Source organism: Lysobacter yananisis, from assembly GCF_031199375.1.
GTDB classification, from domain to species: domain Bacteria; phylum Pseudomonadota; class Gammaproteobacteria; order Xanthomonadales; family Xanthomonadaceae; genus Lysobacter; species Lysobacter yananisis.
Window position 1 is genome coordinate 5,774,551 of the sequence record NZ_CP133568.1, and the last position, 22,149, is coordinate 5,796,699.

The 22,149-nt window shown below is 57.1% G+C and carries 15 protein-coding genes and 1 other RNA gene; 1 reads left to right on the forward strand and 15 read right to left on the reverse strand.

What is annotated here, in order from left to right; genetic code table 11:
• Positions 1-10: 10 nt before the first annotated feature.
• From RDV84_RS23810 to RDV84_RS23880, 13 genes are all read right to left on the reverse strand, one after another.
• Positions 11-568 carry a hypothetical protein gene (locus RDV84_RS23810; protein ID WP_309151849.1) on the reverse strand — a complete coding sequence of 186 codons (558 nt, stop codon included), beginning with the start codon at positions 566-568 and terminating at the stop codon, positions 11-13.
• A gap of 5 nt (positions 569-573) precedes the next feature.
• Entirely contained in the window at positions 574-5,400 is a 4,827-nt protein-coding gene (locus tag RDV84_RS23815; protein ID WP_309151850.1) for an RHS repeat-associated core domain-containing protein, read from the reverse strand.
• Positions 5,401-5,902: 502 nt separating this feature from the next.
• Entirely contained in the window at positions 5,903-6,325 is a 423-nt protein-coding gene (locus RDV84_RS23820; RefSeq protein ID WP_309151851.1) for a hypothetical protein, read from the reverse strand.
• A 222-nt stretch (positions 6,326-6,547) separates the two neighbouring features.
• Positions 6,548-7,042: an H-NS family nucleoid-associated regulatory protein gene (locus tag RDV84_RS23825; RefSeq protein WP_309151852.1), complete on the reverse strand. Its 495-nt coding sequence runs from the start codon at positions 7,040-7,042 to the stop codon at positions 6,548-6,550.
• A gap of 161 nt (positions 7,043-7,203) precedes the next feature.
• Entirely contained in the window at positions 7,204-7,875 is a 672-nt protein-coding gene (locus RDV84_RS23830) for a hypothetical protein (RefSeq protein ID WP_309151853.1), read from the reverse strand.
• A complete protein-coding gene (locus tag RDV84_RS23835; protein WP_309151854.1) occupies positions 7,872-8,264 on the reverse strand; it encodes a hypothetical protein in 393 nt (130 codons plus the stop codon). The genes RDV84_RS23830 and RDV84_RS23835 overlap by 4 nt, the downstream gene beginning before the upstream one ends.
• Positions 8,265-8,266: 2 nt before the next feature.
• Entirely contained in the window at positions 8,267-9,322 is a 1,056-nt protein-coding gene (locus RDV84_RS23840; protein WP_309151855.1) for a hypothetical protein, read from the reverse strand.
• Positions 9,323-9,988: 666 nt separating this feature from the next.
• Positions 9,989-11,116: a helix-turn-helix domain-containing protein gene (locus RDV84_RS23845; RefSeq protein ID WP_309151856.1), complete on the reverse strand. Its 1,128-nt coding sequence runs from the start codon at positions 11,114-11,116 to the stop codon at positions 9,989-9,991.
• Complete coding sequence (locus RDV84_RS23850; protein WP_309151857.1) at positions 11,116-11,739, reverse strand: hypothetical protein; 624 nt, start codon at positions 11,737-11,739, stop codon at positions 11,116-11,118. The genes RDV84_RS23845 and RDV84_RS23850 overlap by 1 nt, the downstream gene beginning before the upstream one ends.
• A gap of 447 nt (positions 11,740-12,186) precedes the next feature.
• Positions 12,187-14,070 (reverse strand): UvrD-helicase domain-containing protein, encoded by a 1,884-nt coding sequence (locus RDV84_RS23860; RefSeq protein ID WP_309151858.1) that lies wholly within the window; start codon positions 14,068-14,070, stop codon positions 12,187-12,189.
• Between the two features lie 26 nt (positions 14,071-14,096).
• Entirely contained in the window at positions 14,097-16,040 is a 1,944-nt protein-coding gene (locus RDV84_RS23865) for an ATP-dependent nuclease (RefSeq protein WP_309151859.1), read from the reverse strand.
• A gap of 658 nt (positions 16,041-16,698) precedes the next feature.
• On the reverse strand, positions 16,699-17,244 hold the full coding sequence (locus RDV84_RS23870) for an AAA family ATPase (protein WP_425606193.1): 546 nt from the start codon (positions 17,242-17,244) through the stop codon (positions 16,699-16,701).
• A gap of 245 nt (positions 17,245-17,489) precedes the next feature.
• Entirely contained in the window at positions 17,490-19,205 is a 1,716-nt protein-coding gene (locus RDV84_RS23880; protein WP_309151860.1) for an ATP-dependent nuclease, read from the reverse strand.
• Between the two features lie 999 nt (positions 19,206-20,204).
• Between RDV84_RS23880 and ffs the strand changes: the two genes are divergently transcribed.
• An RNA gene (gene ffs, locus RDV84_RS23885) (signal recognition particle sRNA small type) lies at positions 20,205-20,301 on the forward strand.
• A 170-nt stretch (positions 20,302-20,471) separates the two neighbouring features.
• On the opposite strand, the gene RDV84_RS23890 is transcribed toward ffs, so the two are convergent.
• Both RDV84_RS23890 and RDV84_RS23895 read right to left on the reverse strand, forming a co-directional pair.
• A complete protein-coding gene (locus RDV84_RS23890; protein WP_309151861.1) occupies positions 20,472-21,479 on the reverse strand; it encodes a YncE family protein in 1,008 nt (335 codons plus the stop codon).
• Positions 21,480-21,671: 192 nt separating this feature from the next.
• Entirely contained in the window at positions 21,672-22,148 is a 477-nt protein-coding gene (locus RDV84_RS23895; protein ID WP_309151862.1) for a molybdenum cofactor biosynthesis protein MoaE, read from the reverse strand.
• Position 22,149: the final 1 nt, after the last annotated feature.

Here is a 22,149-nt window from a genome sequence, read left to right on the forward strand (position 1 = left end):
GAGTTAAGTTTCATATTTTTCTTCTATATGAATTTAAAATTTGCCGAAGGAAGTCAGGCTCCCAGCCGTGCCATTTGTCATCAAGCAATTTCGTGGCCACCTGCTCCGCGGACGTAGCATAATCCCATACCCCGCTTTCTACGGACGACAAATATTTCCAGGTTTGCTCATCAAAAACCGCCAGAACTGCAAAGCCTTCATTGGCTTCCTCGTAGGCAATCCATTCCATTGACGCACTACTAACAACGACTTTCGACCCAAAAAGATCAAGAGGCCCCTGTGCCAAATGAACTCGAAGATCCGCTATCTCATTAGCGTCGGATGTTGTAAAAAATAAATCCTGCGCCGGCTGCCCGTGCAGACGAACCAAGGTAATCAGTGGAACCTCTGCTTTCAGACTAAGCATAAAGTCTAAAAAGCCACGAGACGTAAAAACGCCCTCATCAATCACAAAGAACCCTTGGCTCGCACTTTCGGCGAACACATAATCAGGGAATCCGACCTGCCAATTTATAGATCTTCTCAGCTGATCCAAGGTTGCATTTTCTGGAACTGATTCAATAGTCATGGACGTCATTCCGGATTAAATCGAACGTTGGCAACCCTGTAACCATCAGCAGTAACAAGCTTTGCGGAAGGGGCGCCCGTGCTTTTTGACACTGGATATATGTTGTAAGTATATCCACCCTTAGTCAGTTTCCCCGCCCCCTGAAGTGCTGAAGATGGCGCCCAACTCCAGCCATCTTCGATCATCAACCTACGAAATGTTGAGCATTGCATATACAGATCTACTTGAGTCGCACTTGCTCGCTTATCACCTCTTGAAATCTCAAACCAATATCTCTGAACTGCCGGAGCGACCGCGCCTGTCAAATTCCTGGAGAGATAGCGGCCCGCACCACTGACACCGGCAACTTCAGCTGTAAATACACCGACGTTCGACAGCGTCGCCGGATTTATAAACAGCGGAACAAACGGTATGGCTTCCACAGCGACAGGCGCGAGAATAGCCACAATTCCGACACCGACCGCAGGCCCCAGCCAATCCCCGGGCGCACGCGGCGGCGGCTGAATTTTGTGGACTTGCTTGTTCTCCCAGTTGTCTACACTGGCAAGCCCGTAGATGTCAGTAAATCGCTGCGGGTTACCTCCAGCATATCCAAAAGTGCTAGCGCCACCACTAAGCCCAATCGGGTCGCTCTGGATATAACGACCGGTAGCAGAATCGTAGTCACGAAAGTAGTTATAGACCAACCCACTGGCCGCATCCAGCCGCTGCCCCGGAAAGCGCATATTGAAGACGAACGCGACCCCGTCCTGATCCGGATCCTGATTCGGTGGACTGTTGCCGAACACCTCACTCTTGGCGTCCCATGCCCACACCGCGACATTGCGCGCGGGGTCAATGATCGACCGCGGCGTGCCCAAATGATCTGGCTGGACATAAGCCAACGTCTGCCCGGCTCCGGCCCCCACCACCAAGCCCACAGGGGCGTCGCCGAACCAAATCGCCTGCTGCTTCGGCGCACCCGTGGTGTCATAGTCGCCGATCCAGTTGCCGGCCTCGTCATACAGCGTGTAGGTGTCGATCGTGGTGGTCGTCGCGCCTGTGGTGGCCACGCGCTCGCCGCGGCTGTTGTAGCGGTAGCTGGCCTTGACCACACCCGCCTGCTTGAACTGGCTCAGCCGGTCGTTGGCGCTGTAGACGAACTCCTTGGCGCTGCCACCGATGCTGGTGGTGTTGCCGGCGGCGTCGTAGCCACGCACAACACCGGCAACTGCCGTCAATCGGTGGCTGCCGGTCGCGTTGTAGTCGTAAGCCTGCAGCCCACCACCATCGGTCAAGCTCGTGCGGTTGCCGGTCTTGTCGTAGGTGTAGGTGTCCAGCGGGTTGCTGTTGTGGTCGTTGGTGACCGTCAGCCGCCCCAAGGTGTCGTAGTCATACTTCGCCTTGAAGGTGGCGTGCAGACCGTCCTTCAGCTCGGTCAAATCACCCACCGTGTTGTAACCGTAGCCCAGCGACAGCCCGCCACTCGCACTGTCCAAAATGGTCTTGGGCCGGTAGTCCAGATCGTAGGAGCGGCTGAGCGTACGGCCATTGCCGTAAGCCCACCCGGTCACCGGCCCAAAGGGCTCGTAGGTGGCGTTGTTCAGCAGCACCGTGCGGGTGCCGCCACTGGGGCGAACACCGACCTCCTTGATCCGCGCTTGGGTATCCCGGACATAGTCCACGGTCGTGCCGTCGGGATAGGTGATGCTGTCGAGATCACCTGCGAGCGTGTAGGCATAGCTCAAGGTGAAGCTCTTGCCGGAAACGATCTGCACCTTGCGCACGACCTGACCAAAGCGGTCGTAGCAGTATTTCAGTTCATTGGCTTCGGTCCGGGTGGCCGTCAGGCGCCCGGTGGCGAAGGTTTGACCCGTGGTGCATTCGGTGTTGGCCGTGTCGTAGTCGAATTCGACATCGGCCGGTCCTGTCGTTGTATAGAAGACCGCCTTGGGGCGGCCGAGTGCATCGTAGGTGTAGCGATGCGCCACCGCGTCGTTGGCATCCTTCTTCGTCGCCACTTGGCCTGCGGCGTTGTAGGTGAGGTCGGTGACGCCCGTGTCCGGGCTGGTCAACTTGGTCCGATCACCGAAGCCGTTGTAGGCATACAGCGTGATGAGATTTTTCGGGTCGGTGACCTTAACGACTTGATCGAACGCGTTGTATTCGACTTTGCTTTCGGCCCCCACTCCGCCAACATCCTGCACCGTGACGCTCAATCGATTCAGCGGATCGTAGGACTGAGTGGTGGCTCGCGACAACGCGTCCATGACCTGATCCTGATTGCCGTTGACGTCGTAATGGAAGCCCGTGGGGTTCTGCCCAGCATCCTTCAGCGTCTCCAACTGCCCCAAGGTATTGAACACCCGCGACAGCGTGCGACGCAGCGTGCCGCTGGCGGTCTTGGCATCCTCTTGCTTGCGGTTGCCCGCCAGATCCAACGTGTAGTGGATCTTGTTACCCTCGTTATCGGTTACGTCGGTCAAGCGCTGAGCCGCATCGTAGGTGTAGGTGGTGAACACCCCATTGGGCAAGGTGACCTTCTTCACCAATCCGGTCGGCTCATGCTCGATGCGGGTGATCCGATCGTCGGTCTCCACCGCGTTGTTGGCACCACGCACCTTGGTGGCCGTCAACCACCCACGCGGGGTGTATTCATAGTCGGTCACCACACCGTTGGCATCGAGCACGGACAGCGGTCGACCCTGCGAGTCGTAGCCCAGCACTTCGGTCGCCCGACCGAGCGCGTCGACGGTCTTGCGCAGGTCGCCCTTGCGATAGGTGCACAAGGCAGGTGTTGCCGCACAGGTGCTGTCGTCGCTGCCGAAATACTGGAACGTCGTGATGTCGTTGACGTCGGTGCGCGGCCCATTCACCGACTTCAGCAAGCCCAGCGTCGGACAGGCGCTGTTCGCCGCCGACACGTCCGCGGCCTCGCAGTAGACATAACTCGTCGTGCGGACCTCGTTGGTGGTCGTGTCGCGCACAGCAACCGTCGCGGGCTGCAGACGCGCATTGCGGGTGATGCGGATTTCGCGGTTGCCGACGACCGTCAAGATGGTCCGATTGCTGGCGATGTCCGTTCGGGCCTGCGTGTTGCGCTCCACCACCTGCCCAGCCGCTTCCTTGACAGAGTGCATGCGCGCGGGCTGCCCCGTCACGGTGTCGTTGGCCTCGCTGTAGCTGTGGTGGGTTTCGAATCCGCGGCGGTCCTTGACCGTGCTCAGGCGGCGGCGGAAATCCACCGACGCGTCCAAGTAGGTGCGTTCGATGTCACCGCGGACAGGATCGGAGAACTTGCTGATCTTGCGGGTCGGACCGTCCTGCACCCATGTCGTCATGCCGTAGGTGGTCACTGCGCCCAAGGCGTCGGTGACGGTTGAGCCGCCGGCGGAGGGATAGGTCAGGGTCACGGCGTCCGCACCACCTGCGTGGCTGCTTGAGGTCACGCGGGCCTTGGCGTCGTAGGTGAACGTGCTGTAGCGCTGATTGTCCTCGCCCGTCACCCCGGTCAACAACCGCGGGAAACGGGTGTCTTCGTAGTGGTAGGTGCGCGTTTTTGCGTCCGCGTAGGTGACCGTTTCGACTTGGCCGCCGGCGGTGTAGCTGTAGGTCGCGAGTGCCGTTCCTGCCGAGCGGACCGCGGCAATGGTGGCGTCTTCGCTGACACCGTTGTATTCCAGCACCAAGCTGCGACCGGTGCTGTGGGTGATGGTCGTCAGACGGCGGGCCGTGTCGTAGCTGTAGCTCAGGCTTGTGCCATCCTCAAGCTTCTGCTCGGTCAGGCGGTTGTCCACATTGAAGCGCAGCACCCGATCGGCTCGATACAGCAGCCAATCTGTGCCATCAGCGACCAACCGATCGCCACTGCCGTCCACTGCCTCATACGCCGAACCAGCTGCCTTGAACGCGAGCTGCGAACCGTCGGCTTCGATCAGGCCCACATTGAGCGTTTGATTGGGATCCATGGGGTCAACCCCCATGGCCAGCTGGATGTTGTGCGAGTGCGTCCAGCCACTGCCAAAACCGCTGCGCGCCACTGAGGCCATGGAATGGTAGTGGCGGTCGAAAGCGATCCAGCCGAGATCAAAGTCGGGCGCAGGCTCAGACTTGTCGCCGGTGGTGGGATCGCACGGGTTGCCCACCGGACACTCATTCTTGGCGAGTGTTTCCGATTGATAGGTGAACACGATCGGAAACACACATCCGTGTTTCTCGTCACTCCAGCCCAGAACGCCGTCGTTGGGGCACGCCACGTCGCGCAGTTTTGTTGTGGATCCAGAGACATTGACGATCTCGCACTGGCCTCCGGTCCATGCCGAGCGCGTGCCCGTGTAGGTGCCAAATCCTTGGGTCATCGTCTGACCGTCATCCCACGGCGTGACCTCATTCCAAACCGGAGAAACATGGATCACGCTGACGTTCGGACAACCTTCGGTGGTGCTCTCTTGGTTGTAGCGCTGGGCAATCTGAAGTTCCAACGCCTCCACAGAACCCACCCCGGGCGGAGGGTTGGGCGTGCTGAAGTCGCTGTAGACCCAAGGATTGATCACCGGCGGCTTCGGCACGGTCTCATACTTCGAGATCGTCTTGTTCAGGGTCACAAAGTGTCCGGTGACCTGCATTTCGATGCCGGCGCTGTCGGGGTAACTCGCAATGACCTCCTTGATCTTGTTCTGGATGCCTTCTTCCGTGGTTTGCGGATCGGGCGGAAGCCAGTCGGACGTCCAGACCTTTCCGGCCTCTTGGGCTTGAACGCTGGCGCTCAACGCTGTGCCCACGGCCACCGCCAGCACGGCCATCAGAGGATGGCGGCTCGGCGATAGGCGTGCGAAATTCTTCCTGCGTGACATTGCTATCTCCTTGAAGGGCAGTCAGGGGCCCGAGATTGGAGATCGGGGTGGCCAACGAGGCACACGCCGCCCTCCGTTTCCTTTGAAACGACTGCGTCAGATGCTTGGGGAAAGTGCCGGCATGTCCATTGCGGCTCAGAACAGGTGGGGCTGAGGGTCCGTTTTCTCATGTCAGCGGTGGCGCTTGCTGACCTGTTGAGTGTAGGTGTTGGACCGCGCGATTTCTGCTTGCCGAGCTGAGATATGCGCCGAAATGCACGAAGAAAAACACCGCCGGTCTACGACAAGCGGACATGCGGTGGGAATTCTTTGAGGGACTTTGCCGACTTTGCCCGCCTCGACAAGAACAGCCGCGACGCTATACGTTTCGGCACGCATGCCTCGACAGCAGCGGTGCACACCTTGCCTATTCATTAGGCGCAGGAGGGGCGGCTGAGCTCGCGATCTTGGGAGCGTGGCTGACTCCGTGTGGAGGCTTGCTGCGTAGGGTGCAACTGATGCGTCAGGGGCAACTGGCGACCACGCCCGGGTGCTGGATGGACGGCAACGCGGCCAGCACGTCCCGCCCCTCCAACACCACCAGAAGTGGAGCGTCGTCGGGCGTCCGCTTGCGCCACAACAGAACCTTCTGTGTGGGCCCGGTTCTGGCTGTGTCGGCAAGCTGGAAGTGGCCAGAGACTTGGGAGATGGTCTTGGCAACGCGCCGGGGGAAATCGGGCTGATACCCGCTGTAGACCTCGATCACGTCATTGCGCACATCGAGGCGGCCCATCTCGTAGTCGGGTCCGCGGGTTGTGAGCGTGTAGCTCGCGTTGGGAGGCAACGTGGCGCACAAGTCAAAGCGCTCACTGATCTTGGTCGGCGGGCTGCCAGAGCAGCCACTGAGCGCAACACCAAACAGCACTAGCAGCGGATTTAGCTTCATCGACCCCAGCCTAATGCCATTAGCGGCCCCTGCCCCGTCCGCCGCCTTCAGTTGCGCGGCTGTGCGGTCCAGCCATCACGCACGCAAGCCGCCTGTATAAGCAAGCGGTCGTTTCGGTCTCAAGCTCCCCTTCAGGCCGAAGCGGGAGGCTTTCGGGCCCTTTCACCAACTGAGAGACAGAGCAGCAGAGGCGCTAGGGCACCTCTTGCGGCTCTGAGAGGATCAGGCGGTCTTGGCTGGCCGACGGGTCTTCTTGGCCGCGGCCTTGCGGCCCTTCCGGGCACTCACCTTCTTCGCGCCGGACTGGCTCTTGGCAGTGGGCTGGGCTGCACCACTGGCGGCGGGGAACTTCTCGCCCTCGTTGGCCTTGCGCCAAGCCTTACCTTCAGCGCCCTTTTCCCATGCCGCAAACACCACAGGGGTTCGGCCGCGGCCGCTCCACGTCTCGCCAGTGGGCAACTGATACTTCGGGGCCACAGGGCCCAGCTTGCGGCCCTGCTTCTTGGCACGCGGGGCCTTGGCCGGGGTGGCGGCGTCAACGACTTCGCCAATGATTCGGGCGATCTTGCGGCGTTGCACGGCCGACAGCACCTTGGCGTATCGCTGCAACACCTCGATGGCCTTGGGAACTTCGCCATCGCGCTTTTCGATGAGCTTCTTCTGGGCTTCGAGCTGTTTGATCTCGGCGTCGATTGACTGGAGGGTGGTTCGGGGCACGGCTGTCTCCTACTGGGTGGAGACACGCTTATATCACCACAGGCCGACGAATACTTGATTGACCAGCCGTGAGCGGTGGCCGCTGCGATGCACCTGCAATAGGCGGCAATCGCTTACGCCACACTTAGTGGCCGTGGTGTGGCTACGGAACTTAGGACGATTCATTTCGCCTTCCTGTTTCGTGCGGATTTGTCTTCGGGCCCCACATGAAGCACCACGCCAAAGTGGCGCGTGACATATGGCAGACCTGACTTCTTATGTTTATGTGTTGATGTAAGGCGAAGAGAGTTCTTCGAATCGACATGCGCAGCCACCTTCTCACCATCATCGAATGCGCGTGTGTTTAGCTCCTCATTCCAGCGGTGAACAACTGAATTTGCGTCAACATTTCTTATGTAAACCAGCATGCCACCATGATTACACGAGTTTGTTCCCGTCGAATATCGTGTCGTCAGCTGTAAGAATCCATCCCACAAATAGTCATAACCACTGTGAATCTTGGCTTCGCCAATCCATACGAACTCTTTTTGCTTCCAACGAACGACAACATCGCTGTGGCCATTGTAATTTTCATCGTGAGCAGCGATATAGCTTAACTGGCACAAGCAATTTATTATTTCTTCTGTCAGACGATCTTCGCCATCTTCTTCTCGGACAGCGGCACCACTCTCCAATCCTCTGATAATCCGCTCCAGATCGATCTCGACACTCTCTACAAATTCTTCATGGGTAGAGATGGTCAACCTGCGGAGCATGTCATCCAATTGTGAGTTCAACCCATTCAACGCAGCCAAATCACGCAAGGACATATTCTCAATGGCTTCGGGCTTCATTCACCGTCCACCGTGTGCCCCGGAGCGAAATACATGAAGATGCACGATTCAAAATCATCGACCGGCCTACCCTCTTTGGGGTGATAAAACCGCCCTTCTAAACGAGCTTGACGCAAGACAGCGGGCTCTACCTCACTGATGTAATTGCCACAGATGAATTCGAACTTCATCTCTAGCACCCCCATTCTCGCGCCACTGAGGTATTGCGCTAGAGCTATAACAGCCTCGTGCTCAACACCACTTATTCTCTTCAGAGCCGCATAACTCAAATGACGCAACTGATCGCGATGGTTGGCTTCTATAAATTCCACAACACGCAAGCAGCCATCCCGCACTTCAGGGCGAGACTCGAAATCCATTTCGACAAGTTCACGGATGTGGGGTGACACGTTCATAGTCCTAATGAATCTATCAACTTTTCCATCACCAATTCAAAATCATCTATGGATCCGGCTCCGTCCACAAAAACCATCCCGACGTGCGGATCATCGGAACTGATATCCGCTACCTTACCCGGCACAATGACAGAAGGCTGCCCCGAACCCAGCCATGAGTCCCAATTTTTGTCGATACTGTAACTATCCAATGCGGTTACTTTCTGCCCCGCCACGTGGAAAGGCTCCATCCGCAGATCGTGGAACTTACTGCGCATACGCTCCTGTTTAACTGACGCACTGGTGGTGGTCGAACCCAAATGCCTTACTCGACCATCAGCCGCCGCATACAAACCCTTGATCGCTGGAAACATATTAACCTCTTGGTCCAACAAATCATCAACACCGAACGCTGACGCATACTGCTTGTTCATCCACCTACGCACAGCCCTAAAGCCTTTCCTGAAATCATCTTCCACCATCTTTGCAACAGTATCTAAGCGAATCTCAAGAAAGAAATTACCCTTTTTTGTAGCTCGAAGGGTCACCAAATGAAACAACTGTTTAATGGTGCGGCGTATTGCAATGACTTCATCATAGCCCTGCAGCTCCGCAGGAATACTGTTGAAATCTGCCACTTCTATCTTTGCCCGAGTTGTTTCATAAAATTTGGTGGCAAACACCAAATTCCCCAACTTTTGCCCCGTCAGCAGATGATGCGCTGGCTGTAGCGATGTCGGTTGCGCAGTCAAAGCAGCATCCGAAAGTAAAAACGGAAAATTTGTGGCATACATTCCCGCAGGTTTGATGCCACCCAAAATGGCAGGAATGTTGAGCGCCTCAGTATTCGACAACGGAAAAAGCGCCACCGCTTTTTCGGCATACAACGTGAGATCTATGGTGATTGATTTAAGTTTTTCGATGAACTTAGGGTCCTTGGCGTTGGCCAGCCCCTGAACTTTCTCCTTGAGTGGCTCCCAGCCTTGCGCGGTTGGCAAATCCTGATCTCGCAAGACAGCCTGAACCAATCTGAATGAATAGCCTCGACGCTCAATGAGATCGAGGTAGTCCAATGCGCTCTTTCCTGATGCCATGCTGGTGCTCTTCCGTGTGATCGCGCGATCATCGCGAACATCGAAGCTGCACGCAACTATCGTGCCTCACGCCCATCTCAAATGCTGACACGGCATGACATTGGCCGCCTTCTAGGCTGAATTACGTAGCGCCAAGCGATCACTGTTTAAAGTGACTAGGCGTCGTAGAGTAGGTATGGTGCAGGTGCCTCCAACTAGGCCGCATTAGTTTGCAAGCACCGATCACAGCGTTAATCTCTGAGTGGCAGCTGCGCCCGTTGCGCCTCCTGCCCGCAGTAGTATTGCTCACGCCCGACTTGCTCTTCGCACCGGACTGGGCTGCACGATTGGCAGCGGGGAACTTCTCACCCTCGCTGACCTTGCGCTAAGCGTTGCCGTCGACACGATTTTTCCCGCGCTGCAAACAACATAGGGGCTCGGCCACGGCCGCTTATCGCTGCAACACCTCAATGTTCTTCGGCACTTCACCAGCGCGCCTTCCGATCAGCTTCCTCTGAGCTTCAAGTTGCTTGATCTCGACGTTGATTGACTGCGGATCGAGCGCTCCTGCCTCCTATTGGATGAAGAAATGCTTACATCACTCTAGACCGGCAGACCGGCGAACTACTTGATTGAAGAGCCGTGAGCGGCCACTTGGGCAGCCTCTTAAATGTCGCTACGCTCAGCTTCAGAAGCACACGTAGAAAAGAGATTCACCACATTCCCCACTGCCGCTACTGATTCGACACGATTCATTAATAGTCCATCAAGTAAATGCGGCTGCACTCTCATTTGACGAGCTATCGCTGTGAGAGGTATTCCCAAGCTCTCTCGCATCAAAGCAAGGCTGTCGGCTACGACTTCCGGCTCCTCATGCGGCATAGATGCATCTTCGGTTTCCTGAATCGCCTCTCCATGCCGCTTCAGCCCGATATAACCGGCTCTCGCTTGGTCTTCGGAAAGCACTCCCAGTTGCCTCCCCCGATACACGATGGCCGCTTTCGACACTCCCCACCGCATCTTCAGCGCTGAAAGCCCCGGCCAGTTCAAGCGAGCCCCGCGGATAGCCATATGGCATTCGGACGCGAATGAATGCCTAGGCATCAACAAAGCACTGGCGAAGCGATTCGCCTGCGTCTCAGTCAGTCTGTCGCCCGTCAGAACGCCGATATGGAGAGCGAAATGGCCCAATTCATGCGCAATCCCAAAACGTCGCCGACACGCGGAGCGCCCGTCGTCGTTGAGCGCAATCAAGGGGCGATGCGTTGCAAACGAGATGGCGTCGATCTCAGGGGCCAACCCCCGCACTTTCATCACCACTGCGCCCGCATTTTCGGCAATGCGCAGCACGTTGCTCAAAGGCCCCACACCCAATCCGAACACCGAACGGAACCGTTCTGCGGCGCGCTCAATAGATTCGACGCTCTCAGGTTCGGCCTCCTCAATCCCATAGCTCGGAAGCTCGACATGCTGGTCGATCACGGAGACTAGATTTTTGAGCATTTCCCCACGCGCGCGCGCGACCTGACGAAGCGCCACCTTCGTGGTCAGGTGACTGCGGAAATGACACTGCTCATCGGAGATCGGGTTGGCGTCGATATGCCGGAAAAACTCGGGAAGCACTTCCAGCTCAGAAGCCAACGAAGCTTCAAGGCTTGGTGACACGCGTTCGGAGCCGCTTTCGACACGGCTCAGGAATTGCTTGGAAACATTAACCTTCTCGCCCAGATCAGCCAGCGAAAGCCCGTGAAAAAGCCGGGCGAGTCGGAGACTCGCCCCTACGAAACCGGCCATCACACGCTTCCGGACATGTCACCGTCCTCAGTCCGCTGCGGATCCTGTTCCGACACTTCGCCAAGATGCTTGGCAGAGAGAGCCCGCTTTTGGACCTCAACCGCCGCCGGCTGGCTTTCTGTTTCAACGCGGAATGCCGGCACCGAATCGGACACCCACCTGCAAACGATTTGGTTGGAATCGCTGAGACCGTGAAGGACCACATAAGGGTCAGCCAAGCCATCCATACCCCTGTCAACGACGAAGCAGTAATGCACCGGCAATTCGGGGGAGAAAAACTCAGCGAATGCCCGCTGATACGGGTTGACGCCCAACACCGCCTTTTTGGAGGGATTATCGGGGTCATCATTGCTAAAACGGCATGGCACTTCGCCAATGGTGAAGACCAACGCATTGCTCGCGTCGAGCATCCCCAGCCAAGGGTGATTGCCTGACTGCCACTCGGCAACAATACGACTATGCTGCCTCCCAAAGGTCGTGCACCCCTTCGTCCAACGCGTGTCGGTGGGCCGAGTCAGATCATCCTCAGTCGCCTGAAGCTCATCGAGAAGCCAATCGGCAACCTTTTGCAAGCGGTCAGCGGTCAGCGCAGGGGCATACACAGCAGGGGTCGGAAGAGCCATTTGTGCAGATCCGTGGGTTTGTCAACGAATTTTGGTGCAACTATTGGGATTCGTCAACCTGCCTCCACTCGGGCGCAGCCTAGCGGTATGTCAGGCGCCACGGCGCCCGATGAGCGATCAAAGGCCCGGCGTACTTGCGCCTTCGGGCGGCGCACGTCCGCGGTCCGGTCGCTTTCGACGCGACGAACCACGGCGCTCTTTCCTTGCACCGCCCCGAGTGGCTCGGCCATCGGCCGACCGTACTCCACCGTCTGACGGACTGCTCCCATCTTGGTTTCATCGGTTTACGCTTCGCGCTCGTAACCACCTCCAATTAACCCATAGTTTACGGCTGCGAGATGTCTACTAAACCCAGGGCGATTCAAACCGCAATTTTCAGCATACGTTTGTGTGTCGCATAAGAGGCCAGTGCCGTAGCAATTCGATCAGTCAAATCGGCAGCGTGAATCATATGGCGATCTCGGGAACGCCGGCGTCAGCCAGCAGCTTAAACAGCTCCGCTACGTTGCTTCGCCCGCCCCGCTCTTGACAGAACGCGAAGATTGCTCGTTGCTTCGCTCGTGATAGGGCGACAAAGAACGTAGCCAGTCCCTCAGAATTTCCAGGGGTGTGAGCCCACCACGCTCGGTCATCTAAGCCGACAAATATAGTCGTGTCGTATTCCAATCCTTTGCTTTTATGAACGGTCAGGAGAGGGATATGTGACGCCCCCTCAAATGCATCTAGACATTCAGTCCAATCCGTGGCCCCTTCCGTTGACTGAATAAAATGCAAGCGGAAAGCTTCTAACATGATAGTAGCAAGCTCTCCTGTGTTGTATTCGGGGTAAGCCCGTACGACAGCGTTGAGATCTAAAAATTTCTTGATCCGCATTAACAAAATCTCTGCACTTTCGCCGTGCGGAGTTAACGTTTTCATGTCAGCGCGTAGCAAATCCTTGAACTTGGATAGCTCATCCTCGATACGTTCTTGGCCTATAATATCATCCGGCATCACACCTCTAATTTGTAACAGCGCGGATGTGCATGTCTTCCACGCCACCGGAGCACGTCTGATAGATCCAAGGCGTAGCAATGAAATAAATATCCTAGCCAGATCATCAGCCAGTAAGTCTTGAAGGGTGGTGTCCCCAAGATTTCGCGCTTCATTTCGTAAGCGCAATCCAAGCCTTGCAAAGGGCGCTGACAACTCAGCCTCGTAGTCATCAGCCCGCTGCCTGACTAAGATTGCGTAGTCACGCGGCTGCCGTTGTCGCGACTGCATGTCAGTAGCGATCCATCGCGCAATGTGGTTGACTTCCTGAGCTTTACTGGAACTCCTCCAGACTTGTGCAACTCCTTCACTAATCTGCGCGGACGCTCGGGCAACTGCCACCGGGGCAGTAGAATCCAATGCGCGAGCCACGACGTTCTGGATGCGCACCAAATCCGTTGTGGAGCGAAAATTGCAAAGCAAGGCAAAAGAGCTTGCAGAGAAATCTGTCGTGAAGCGTTCAAAGGCGTCAACGCGCGCGCCCGCCCAGACCATAATTCTTTGTTTGTTGTCTCCCACGACAGTCAGGCGCGACGAACCCCCACCGAACACCGACAATAAAAAATCATATTGAGCAAAGGTTGTGTCCTGGAACTCATCTACAAACACAAATGGATAGGTTGCTCGCAATGCTCGTCTTATGTAAGGACTAGCTCGAATCAGTAATTCAGCAAGCCGGTTGATGCTGATAAAAGTCAAAGAAGAAGACGGCTGTGTTGCCAATTGCAACGCCCACCAACGATGAATGGCGTAATCTGATCCCGAAGCGGCAGCGATCTGCGCCACGGGTAAGCGGTATGCGCCAACTCGCTCTGCCTCAAACGTATTTTGTTTTATACCTGCTATTTCCCTCTGCCAAGGCAATGGCGCATCCTTCTGAGCTTGGGAGAAGAATGCTTCCACATCTCGGGGCTTTAGATAAGCGATACGGTAAGGAGAAGAGGGACGCCACTGTGCTGGGATCGCCGGATGAAATCGATCGACCAATTGTTTAGCCAGCGCGTCGAAGGTGTAGGAGTCGAACCGATTGGCGATTTCTGGCGGGCAGCGTTCTCGAACTCGAAGCGCAAGATTCTTAGCAGCATCGCGCTTGAAGGAGATCGCGAGCAGCCGCTGAGGGGCAGGACACTGACCTGTTTCCAGAAGATAAGCGGCGCGTTGAGCCAAAAACTCAGTCTTGCCCGAGCCCGGCCCCGCCACCACGCAAGCCGATCCCGGCGCACACAACGCTCGCCACGCCGCGTCTTCAAAGCTTTCGATGCCTCGCAAGCGCCAGTCTTCGGAACGGATGTATGACATGTTCAATCCATGGGCGCTGGCGCGATTCACAGGCGATTAGCTATCGTAGTCAGCAAATTCTGAAGTTCGATAGGCGCTCCGACACTCAGCTGTTGCCGACTCAAATTGGCGAGCACGCGCACATGCGTGCTGGGCTTGCCCCGGCCGAGGAATAGATAGCGGTACCAGCGAAAGTTATCGGCATGATCCGATTGATAGAGATCTACATTCCCCATTTCACCCAAAACAGCCAACCTCGGATCAACCTGCGACGACGGACCTGATCGCCCAGGCTCTATAACTCGATATGCGTCAGGAAACGCACGTAACATTGAGTAGTCCAAGTCTAGTGGTGCGCAGAAATAAATCCCGAATAGATTCAGCCATTGCATCCACTCATTCATCTTTGTTATGTCAGTTGGCAGGAGTGCATCGAAAATGGAAATTCCAACTCTCGCGCCAAAAGGCGCCGAGTCCGATTCGAATATATCCTGAGATCGGATGCCTGTATCCACGAGCTGCTGACAAGCATTTTTTATCCGTCCCCATCCGCCCCCAGCCCTGCCCCAGTCGAGGTCAAGCAGTGTTGCGTGTGGAATGTCTAGATCCGTCAACAGTCGCCACAGATGATTGACATGCCGCCCCCCAAGCGGAACAACGGCAACGAATGATTGATCGATGTTTAGACCCATCGCCTCAGCAATGCGGGGCAAGACAACTTGCTCTGACGCACCCTCACCGAGCACCACGAAACGGGCGAAGTAAAGCTCTGGATAGGTTTTAACCGCCTCTCTAACGAACTTCGACGCATCCTGATCGATTGTAGGCATGCGGATTGCTCGAATCTGAGCCAAACGTGTGGAGTGTTCAAGCCGGAAATGTCTGACCTGCAACGGATCAACTCGTGCCAGGATGCTTGCAGAATGGCTGGAAACGATTGCCTGCGCTTTGCCACTCTTAGTTAGGTCTTCAATTTGCCGAATGATGCGCGACAAATAGAACGGAGCAAGGTTGTTCTCCGGCTCCTCGACTGCGATGAGTGTGAGCGCCGGCAGAAGAACCGTGCCCGGCAGGAAACCTGTGGTGTTGGCGTCGTCTGACACCATCGCTTCAACATCCAATGTCGCCGCTGTCATCGCAATGTGGAAGAGTGAGCGTTGGCCATCACTCAGATCTTCAAGCGCACGCTCCCTGCCTTGTTCGTCTGGATGAAAGACCACCTCTACCTTGCGAATGAACTCCTGAAACCGCAGATCAACGGGCCTGATCAACGGGGTTGTATCGGTGCCCGCGCTATGGACCTCTTGCCAACGCTGTGTAACCTTTTGAGCCACGACGTTCACCGCTGCCTCGGTCGAGAACGCTCTGTTCAAGTTGCCGCCGACATTAGCAAGCGTGATCTTGAAGTTGTTTGACCAGTTAACTGCGCGCCAAAGCCTACCACGTAGGAATGCAGTGACTTGGGACGCGCCATCACGTGAGGCTGGCACGTAGATCATCTGTATACGGGCTCGGTCGGTGGCTTTGAGGTCGCTGCAATGCGTCTCGTCAAAAGCCCCCAGCGTGCGCACCACGAAGTATTTCTGATCAATCGCCCCATCCAGAGAGCTATCTTCGGTCCAAGTCGCTTCGAGTCGGAGTCTGCATTTGAGGCGCCCCTCCTCATCAGCAGCCATCTGCTGAAAAAACTCTGGAACAGCATTGGCTTGTTGGCCGTCATGGTCTAGTTCTGGAAAGGCCAAGATGACTTCCAGCGCCAAAGTACGCTGGGTGGCTGGCGCGCTCTCTCCTGCGGGAATATGAAAATCCTGGCGTTTAACGCGCCTCTGCTCTCCACTGATACCAAATAAACGTTGAAGCGCCTGCATGGCCGCGGTCTTTCCAGCACCGTTTGCACCCACAAAAGCAGTTAGGCCAGCAGTGAGATCAATGGCCGATGGCGACGGACCAAAGCACCGAAAGTTTGTCAGCGTCAGGCGTTCAATAAACACAATTGAGGAACTCCATTAATTGAAACCAAGATGCCCTACATCCCCACAGGAATGACAACGATCTTAAATCCACGCACCCCGGGCATTGACATCAGCCAATTATTTGTTATAAACAATATTTTAGAGGACCAGCGCTATGCCATTAATATTAGAGAAAATTAACTCTCACCCGTTTTTTGCTGCGCTTATAGGAGCCTGCGCGGGAAACTTGCTGTTTATAATCGTAATTTTTATTGTTGCTACATGCACATGAAAAAAAATCAAGAAAAATTTAATTTAGCGCCTTTTTTTCTTGGATTCACAGGCGCCATCTTAACCAACGCATGCTTCTTATTTTCTCACCGAGAATTAGTGGCCGCGCTCAAGGCTTTTATAAATTAAGGAAACTGAAAATCCATTAAATAAATTACGATCACCTATCTACTAGCCAGCCCAAATTAAAAAATTTGAACCAGCTGTAAACTGCTCCATAAAGAGAAAAACTTATTAAAACAACCCCTATCAAAGCGAGTGTAAAATACAAGAATTTTTCACCCGGCTGAGTAAACAACCAGCCTAAGAAGTTGCGAATTGCAATCCATGCATCGCCAACAAATATCCTGATATTTCGGAAAAACACCATAACAAGCCCTCCGAAATAATTTATTGCGAGCTTCGACTATTGACGAACGCTTCTCAGCCCCGTCAACTCCTTCTTAAAGTGATCTTTCTGAGAAATTGGTAGCGTCACACCCGGCGCGAACTTCGCCACCGTCGCCATCCGCAACGGGATGTTTTCGCGGTGGATGTAGAACTTGTCCAACGTGCTTGGTGCCGGCTGCCCTTCCCAGTGTCCCGTCAGACGGGAAATGGCCGTCACGCTTTCGCCCGCCTTATCAAGCAACGTGGCAAAGGTGTGGCGGAAGGCATAGAAACCCAAACCACTGTCGCTCACACCGCGCTCTTTGATGTAGGCAAAGAACTGCCGGCTGAGCTGACGACCAAAGCCTAAGCCTGTGGCGTTTGGCAGATCCGGGAACACGCGCTCGCGCCTGATGGACCTGCTTTCCTGATAAATCCATCCGGTCAACGCCAGCGTCAGCGCCTCAATCAATGTGGACTTGCCGGCCTCGTTGGCGCCAACGATCAGATTGAGCCTCTTGTTCGGCGCAAGCTCGAACTTCTTGTAAATGCGATAGCCATGAATCTTCATCTTCGTGATCACGAGACATCATCCGTATGTCCGGGTTGCCACTCCCACCCCATGCCGCGATCCTAGCGCCCAAACCTCAGCTCTTGCAAAGCACTATCGATGCTTTAGTGTCCCAAATGTGCGGTGCTGCGTGAGTTCTGGGCTCTTCATAATTGGGTGGCCGGTTTTGCGATCATCCTTCGTTCTGCCGGCACAGCACTATGGTCAGACTGACGTGCCTCAGTTGAGCGCAACCAGCTCAACAAAAACCACATGCCTCAACGAGAGCCCATACCGGCGCCCCTGATGAAAGTGACCAGTTCTTTCACTTTCTTCCGCAGATCTAACTCATTCAGATCAGCTTCTTGTGCAGCGATCCACTTGGCAACTTTTATCTTGTCTGCTCTTCTGACCCTTCCACTGCCCCCCTCGAAATAGTCCAGCCGGTGGTCATAGCGCCCAGTCCCCACGGGGCGGTCAAACTTGAAGCACGTCTCAGCCAATGCTCTGTCAAGTAGTGTATGCGGCACGTAATTTTCAATTTCCCGTCCCGCCGTGACCCATGCAGACGCCTCCCCGACCTCATCCCTCACCCGTGCCTTAGTGGCATTGATTCTGCCCCTAGCATTGGCCTTATCGCTGTCGATCAAAATGGCGACATTCCTGTTGAGTCTCCGGAGCGATATAAATTCATCGACTTCGGGATCACTTGCGGACAGATGCGAAAGCAACCTACCGCCATAAAACATAATAGAGTAATCCACACCCTCCACTAAATCGGACGCGACGCTGCCCAACCAGTGATTCAGGTAGATTCTGTCAGACGGGCCTTCGACCCATATGATCGCGTTTGATTGAAGCAAGTCGGATGCCTGATAACCAAGCGATTTACAAATATCGTAGCGATGGCCAGCAGTCATACAGAGCTTTATGACCGCCTCGCCCTGACTGTTTTCAACACTGAAAATAGAAGCAGGAACTGCATCCAACATGCTCGCAGAGTGCGTAGCGATGAAATACTGATTGGACGTCCTTTCCTGCAGATAACGCACCAACTTTCGCTGCAGCAAAGGGTGCAGGTGAATTTCTGGCTCTTCAACGCACACAATCTGGTCTTCAAGCAACGTGCAAAACGAAGCGATCATGACCACCTCATGTATGCCGGTGCCCAGTGACGATAGCGGAAGCGTTTTACCATCCATATGAACCAGCACATAGCGCCTATCATGTGGAATTTCTATTTCTGCACTTGGTGAGTCGGTGACTGCCTGCAGAAAAGCGTTGATGCTTTCGAATTTTTTACGCAGATGACGCTCGTCATGGGCTGGATTTTGCAGTTCGGCCAATTTATCCACCAATCCGCGCCCACTGTAGTCCTCAAAATCCAAACCTTTCTCTGAGACTTGGCGTATTGCGGGGATTAAATGCACTTTAGGATACGTTCGGACAAGCTTCGGGCTAATACGTTGAAGAATACCGCTTGACCAATTTTCGACAGTTCCGTTGTGAGAGCGCCCTCCTGTTATCCCTTGCCAAAGCTGTATCCATTCAAACTCCTTGATCGAGCGAAAACTCTCAGGGCGGTGAAGCACCATGGGCCGATTCGCATCCGAATCTTGATTTATCCAGAGCAAGCTAGAGAGCGGCCGAGCCAATGCGCCAAGAAATTTAGAAACGAAACCATGATAACGATCTCTGTCCAAATCACCGAGAGCTTGCTCGATAGCCCAATCTAACGGGACACCCAATGAAAATCTGATTTCATTGATGGACTTACCAATACGTGCATCCTCCGGCTCAAAAGATCTGCTCCATGCGGCCCCACCCCGCCCCGTCGGGTGCAGATACTTTGCCAAAAAGAGCAAAACAGTCGACTTACCGGAGTTATTTGGGCCGATGAAGAAATTCATGTCCTGGAAGGGCCCGATATATGCCCGGGCGCCAATTGCCCTAAAGTTCTCCAAAGACAGTCCGTGCAAAAACACCGCTGCCATACCCATCTCCACCGAATGAATTTTCGAAGCTTATTCAGGCCTTATGCGCATCCACAACCTTACCAATCCAAAGCCGATGACGCTGCTCGACCGCGGCGTCATGGGCTGCCGTTCGCTGCCCCGCCGTGCTGAGGATGGCCCTTACTTACCGGGTGCGCGCAGCAAACGCTTGCCCCTGACAACGAGTTCCACCGTTCCATCCGGCTTGCGGCGAATCACTGCGTGGTCCTGCGGCTTTTCAGTGTTCATTGTTTTTGCTCCGTCGGTGTGGGCTTCCAGACTTGAGCCTTCAAAGCCGGCCCGTCAACTGTCCGAGCGCGACGCCCTCCCCTAGCCGCTTCACCGACCTATCTGCCCAATGGGCTATTTCGGCGCTCTTCCGCTGCCGTCTTCGCCAGCCCGGCATGCACACCACTGCCATGAGTCCGAAACGCCAACATCAACGCGCACTCTGAGGCCACTCGACCGTGCTGCGTGACCCGCCTTACCCCTCCCGTCCGGTCTAAGATCGAAGGACACAACACAGGACACACGTCCGGTTTGCGTTCTGCTGGAAAACAGGGGGGCTTTTGGCGCGGTCTAGCGAATCCCTCTCTCTCCGCCAGATCCGCGCAAAAGCCCCCGAGCGATCGGGGGCTTTTCGTTTTTCCGGCGCTGACGGCCGCGAGCGGCCGCCTGCGCGATCGCGCGTGCGTTGGCGCATCGATCCACGGCGACGCGCGCGGTCGCGCGCCAACGCTCGTGCGCGCTGTTGTCCGGACTTTGTTTGCAGACGACAGCGACACGCATGCGGGGATCGTAAGCGTCGGCGGTCGCGCATTGCGTGCATGGAGAACCGCTCGCGCCAGACGCACGGCGTCGGTCCGAAAGCCCCTCCCGCTACGTCCGCCGCGCGCGTTTGCGCCGCACTGCCGCTTCGTGCAGAATGCCGCCCCTCCGGTAGCGTTCCGGCCCGCCCCGTGCGAGCCCCGCCGCCGGCGCAAGATCCTATGGTGGCCCCGTTGGCGCCTCCGCGACGATAGATCGAAAATCCCGCCAGGGCCGGAAGGCAGCAACGGTATCGGTTGATTCGGGCGCCGGAGTCACGCTTGCGGGGCCGCCGCCTTTTTGCGGGGGCGGATTCGCCGGTTCGAGAGGCGGGCCCTCACCCCAGCCCTCTCCCGCCAGCGGGAGAGGGAGCGGATCGCGAAGCCTGTGCGGCTCGCGAACCAGAACCGCGCTGGACTCGGCGGGCGGACGCTTCGGGCCACGCCCGCCGCGCCGCACTCAATCCGCAGCGACCGCCACCGCATCGGGCTCGCGCCCGGTCTTCCAGTACGCCACCGGCTTCCAGGTCGCGCGGTCGATCACCGCGATCTCGTCGCCGCCGCTGATCGCCACGTACACCCGCGGCCTGGCCGGATCGGCGACCACGCCGATCGGCAGCGCGGCGCGCCCGAGCATGGTGTCGCGGTACTGCGCGCCGTCGCGGCTCAGCGCCACCGTCGCCAGCGGCCGCTTGCGCTGCGCGTCGAACACCGACAGCGTCGCCGCGCGCGCGTTGCTGACCAGGGCGTGGCGGCCGTCGGCGGTGAACGCGACCCGGATCGGGAAGCCGGGACTCGGCAACGTGCGCAGGATCGCCAGCGTCTGCGGCTGGTGCACGGTGACCGTGCCGGCTTCGCGGTTGCTGACCCAGACCTCTCCGCTGCCCGGCCGCACCGCGACGCCCTCCGCGCCCGCGCCGGCCTCGACTTCCTCCGCCTTGCGGTTGCGGGCGAGATCGATGCGGCTGAGCGTGCCGCGGTCGACCTTGGTGACATACGCGTTCTTGCCGTCGGCGGCGACCGCGACCATGTGGCCCTTGCCTTCGCCGAGCGCGATCTCGGCGACGATCCGGCCGCTCGCCACGTCGATGCGCAGCAGATGCTGCGAGGCCTCGGTGGTCGCCAGTGCCTCGCGCCCGCCGGGCAGGAAGCGCAGCCCGTGCGGGCGGCCGTGGCGGCCGAGTTCGACGATCCGCGGCGGCGCCTTGCCGCGCAGGTCGAGCACGCTGAGGGTGTCGCCGGCGGCGTCGCTGCCGCCGTAGTTGGCGACCAGCGCGGTGTTGCCGTCGGGCGCGACGACGATCTCGTGCGGCGCCTTGCGCGTCGCGAACTCGCCGAGCTTGCGGCCGTCCTCGAGCGACAGGCGCCAGACGGTGTCGGCGGACTTGTTGCCGACCAACAGCTCGGCGGACGTCGCGGGCAGCGCGGCGAGCAACAGCAAGGGCAGGCACAGCGAACGCGGGCGCATGGCGGTTCCTCGAGGTCGGCGCGGGCTTCGACGCTAACCCATCGCGGCGACAGGAGCATGTGCCGGGAAAATGGCGGGCAGGCCTTGGCTGAGACAAAAGCATCGGGGCTGAAGCCCCTCCCACAAGAGCTTGGCGATGGCTCACGGCTCTTGTGGGCGGGGCTTCAGCCGCGATGCCTTCCGCCCCGATCGCTACGAACCCGCCGCCGGCGGCAGCGGATGCAACCAATCCGCGTCGCCATCGGCATAACGCTCGTGCTTCCAGATCGGCACCCGCGCCTTGGTCTCGTCGATGATGTAGCGGCACGCCGCGAACGCCGCATCGCGATGCGCCGCGCTGACGCCGACCCAGACCGCCAGTTCGCCGATGGCCAGATCGCCAACCCGGTGCACGCAGCGCGCGTCGACGATGGCGAAGCGCTCGCGCGCCTCGGCCAGCACCTTCTCGCCTTCGCTCAGCGCCAGCTCGGCGTAACTCTCATAACGCAGGCCCAGCACCGCGCGGCCGCCGTGGTGATCGCGCACCCAGCCTTCGAAGCTGGCATAGGCGCCGGCCTGGTCGCTGAGCAGGCCCGCGCGCAACGGCGCGATCTCGAACGCAACCGCGGACAGGGCGAATCGCGCCTCGGGCGCGGCGAATCGGCTGGCGGAGGAATCAGAATGCGCCATC

What these genes read in the sequence shown, in the direction of transcription:
- RDV84_RS23860 (WP_309151858.1), bottom strand. Translation starts at nt 14,070, where the DNA reads ATGTCATACATCCGTTCCGAAGACTGGCGCTTGCGAGGCATCGAAAGC.
- RDV84_RS23895 (WP_309151862.1), bottom strand. Translation starts at nt 22,148, where the DNA reads ATGGCGCATTCTGATTCCTCCGCCAGCCGATTCGCCGCGCCCGAGGCG.
- RDV84_RS23815 (WP_309151850.1), bottom strand. Translation starts at nt 5,400, where the DNA reads ATGTCACGCAGGAAGAATTTCGCACGCCTATCGCCGAGCCGCCATCCT.
- RDV84_RS23845 (WP_309151856.1), bottom strand. Translation starts at nt 11,116, where the DNA reads ATGGCCGGTTTCGTAGGGGCGAGTCTCCGACTCGCCCGGCTTTTTCAC.
- RDV84_RS23880 (WP_309151860.1), bottom strand. Translation starts at nt 19,205, where the DNA reads ATGGCAGCGGTGTTTTTGCACGGACTGTCTTTGGAGAACTTTAGGGCA.
- RDV84_RS23890 (WP_309151861.1), bottom strand. Translation starts at nt 21,479, where the DNA reads ATGCGCCCGCGTTCGCTGTGCCTGCCCTTGCTGTTGCTCGCCGCGCTG.
- RDV84_RS23810 (WP_309151849.1), bottom strand. Translation starts at nt 568, where the DNA reads ATGACTATTGAATCAGTTCCAGAAAATGCAACCTTGGATCAGCTGAGA.
- RDV84_RS23850 (WP_309151857.1), bottom strand. Translation starts at nt 11,739, where the DNA reads ATGGCTCTTCCGACCCCTGCTGTGTATGCCCCTGCGCTGACCGCTGAC.
- RDV84_RS23820 (WP_309151851.1), bottom strand. Translation starts at nt 6,325, where the DNA reads ATGAAGCTAAATCCGCTGCTAGTGCTGTTTGGTGTTGCGCTCAGTGGC.
- RDV84_RS23830 (WP_309151853.1), bottom strand. Translation starts at nt 7,875, where the DNA reads ATGAAGCCCGAAGCCATTGAGAATATGTCCTTGCGTGATTTGGCTGCG.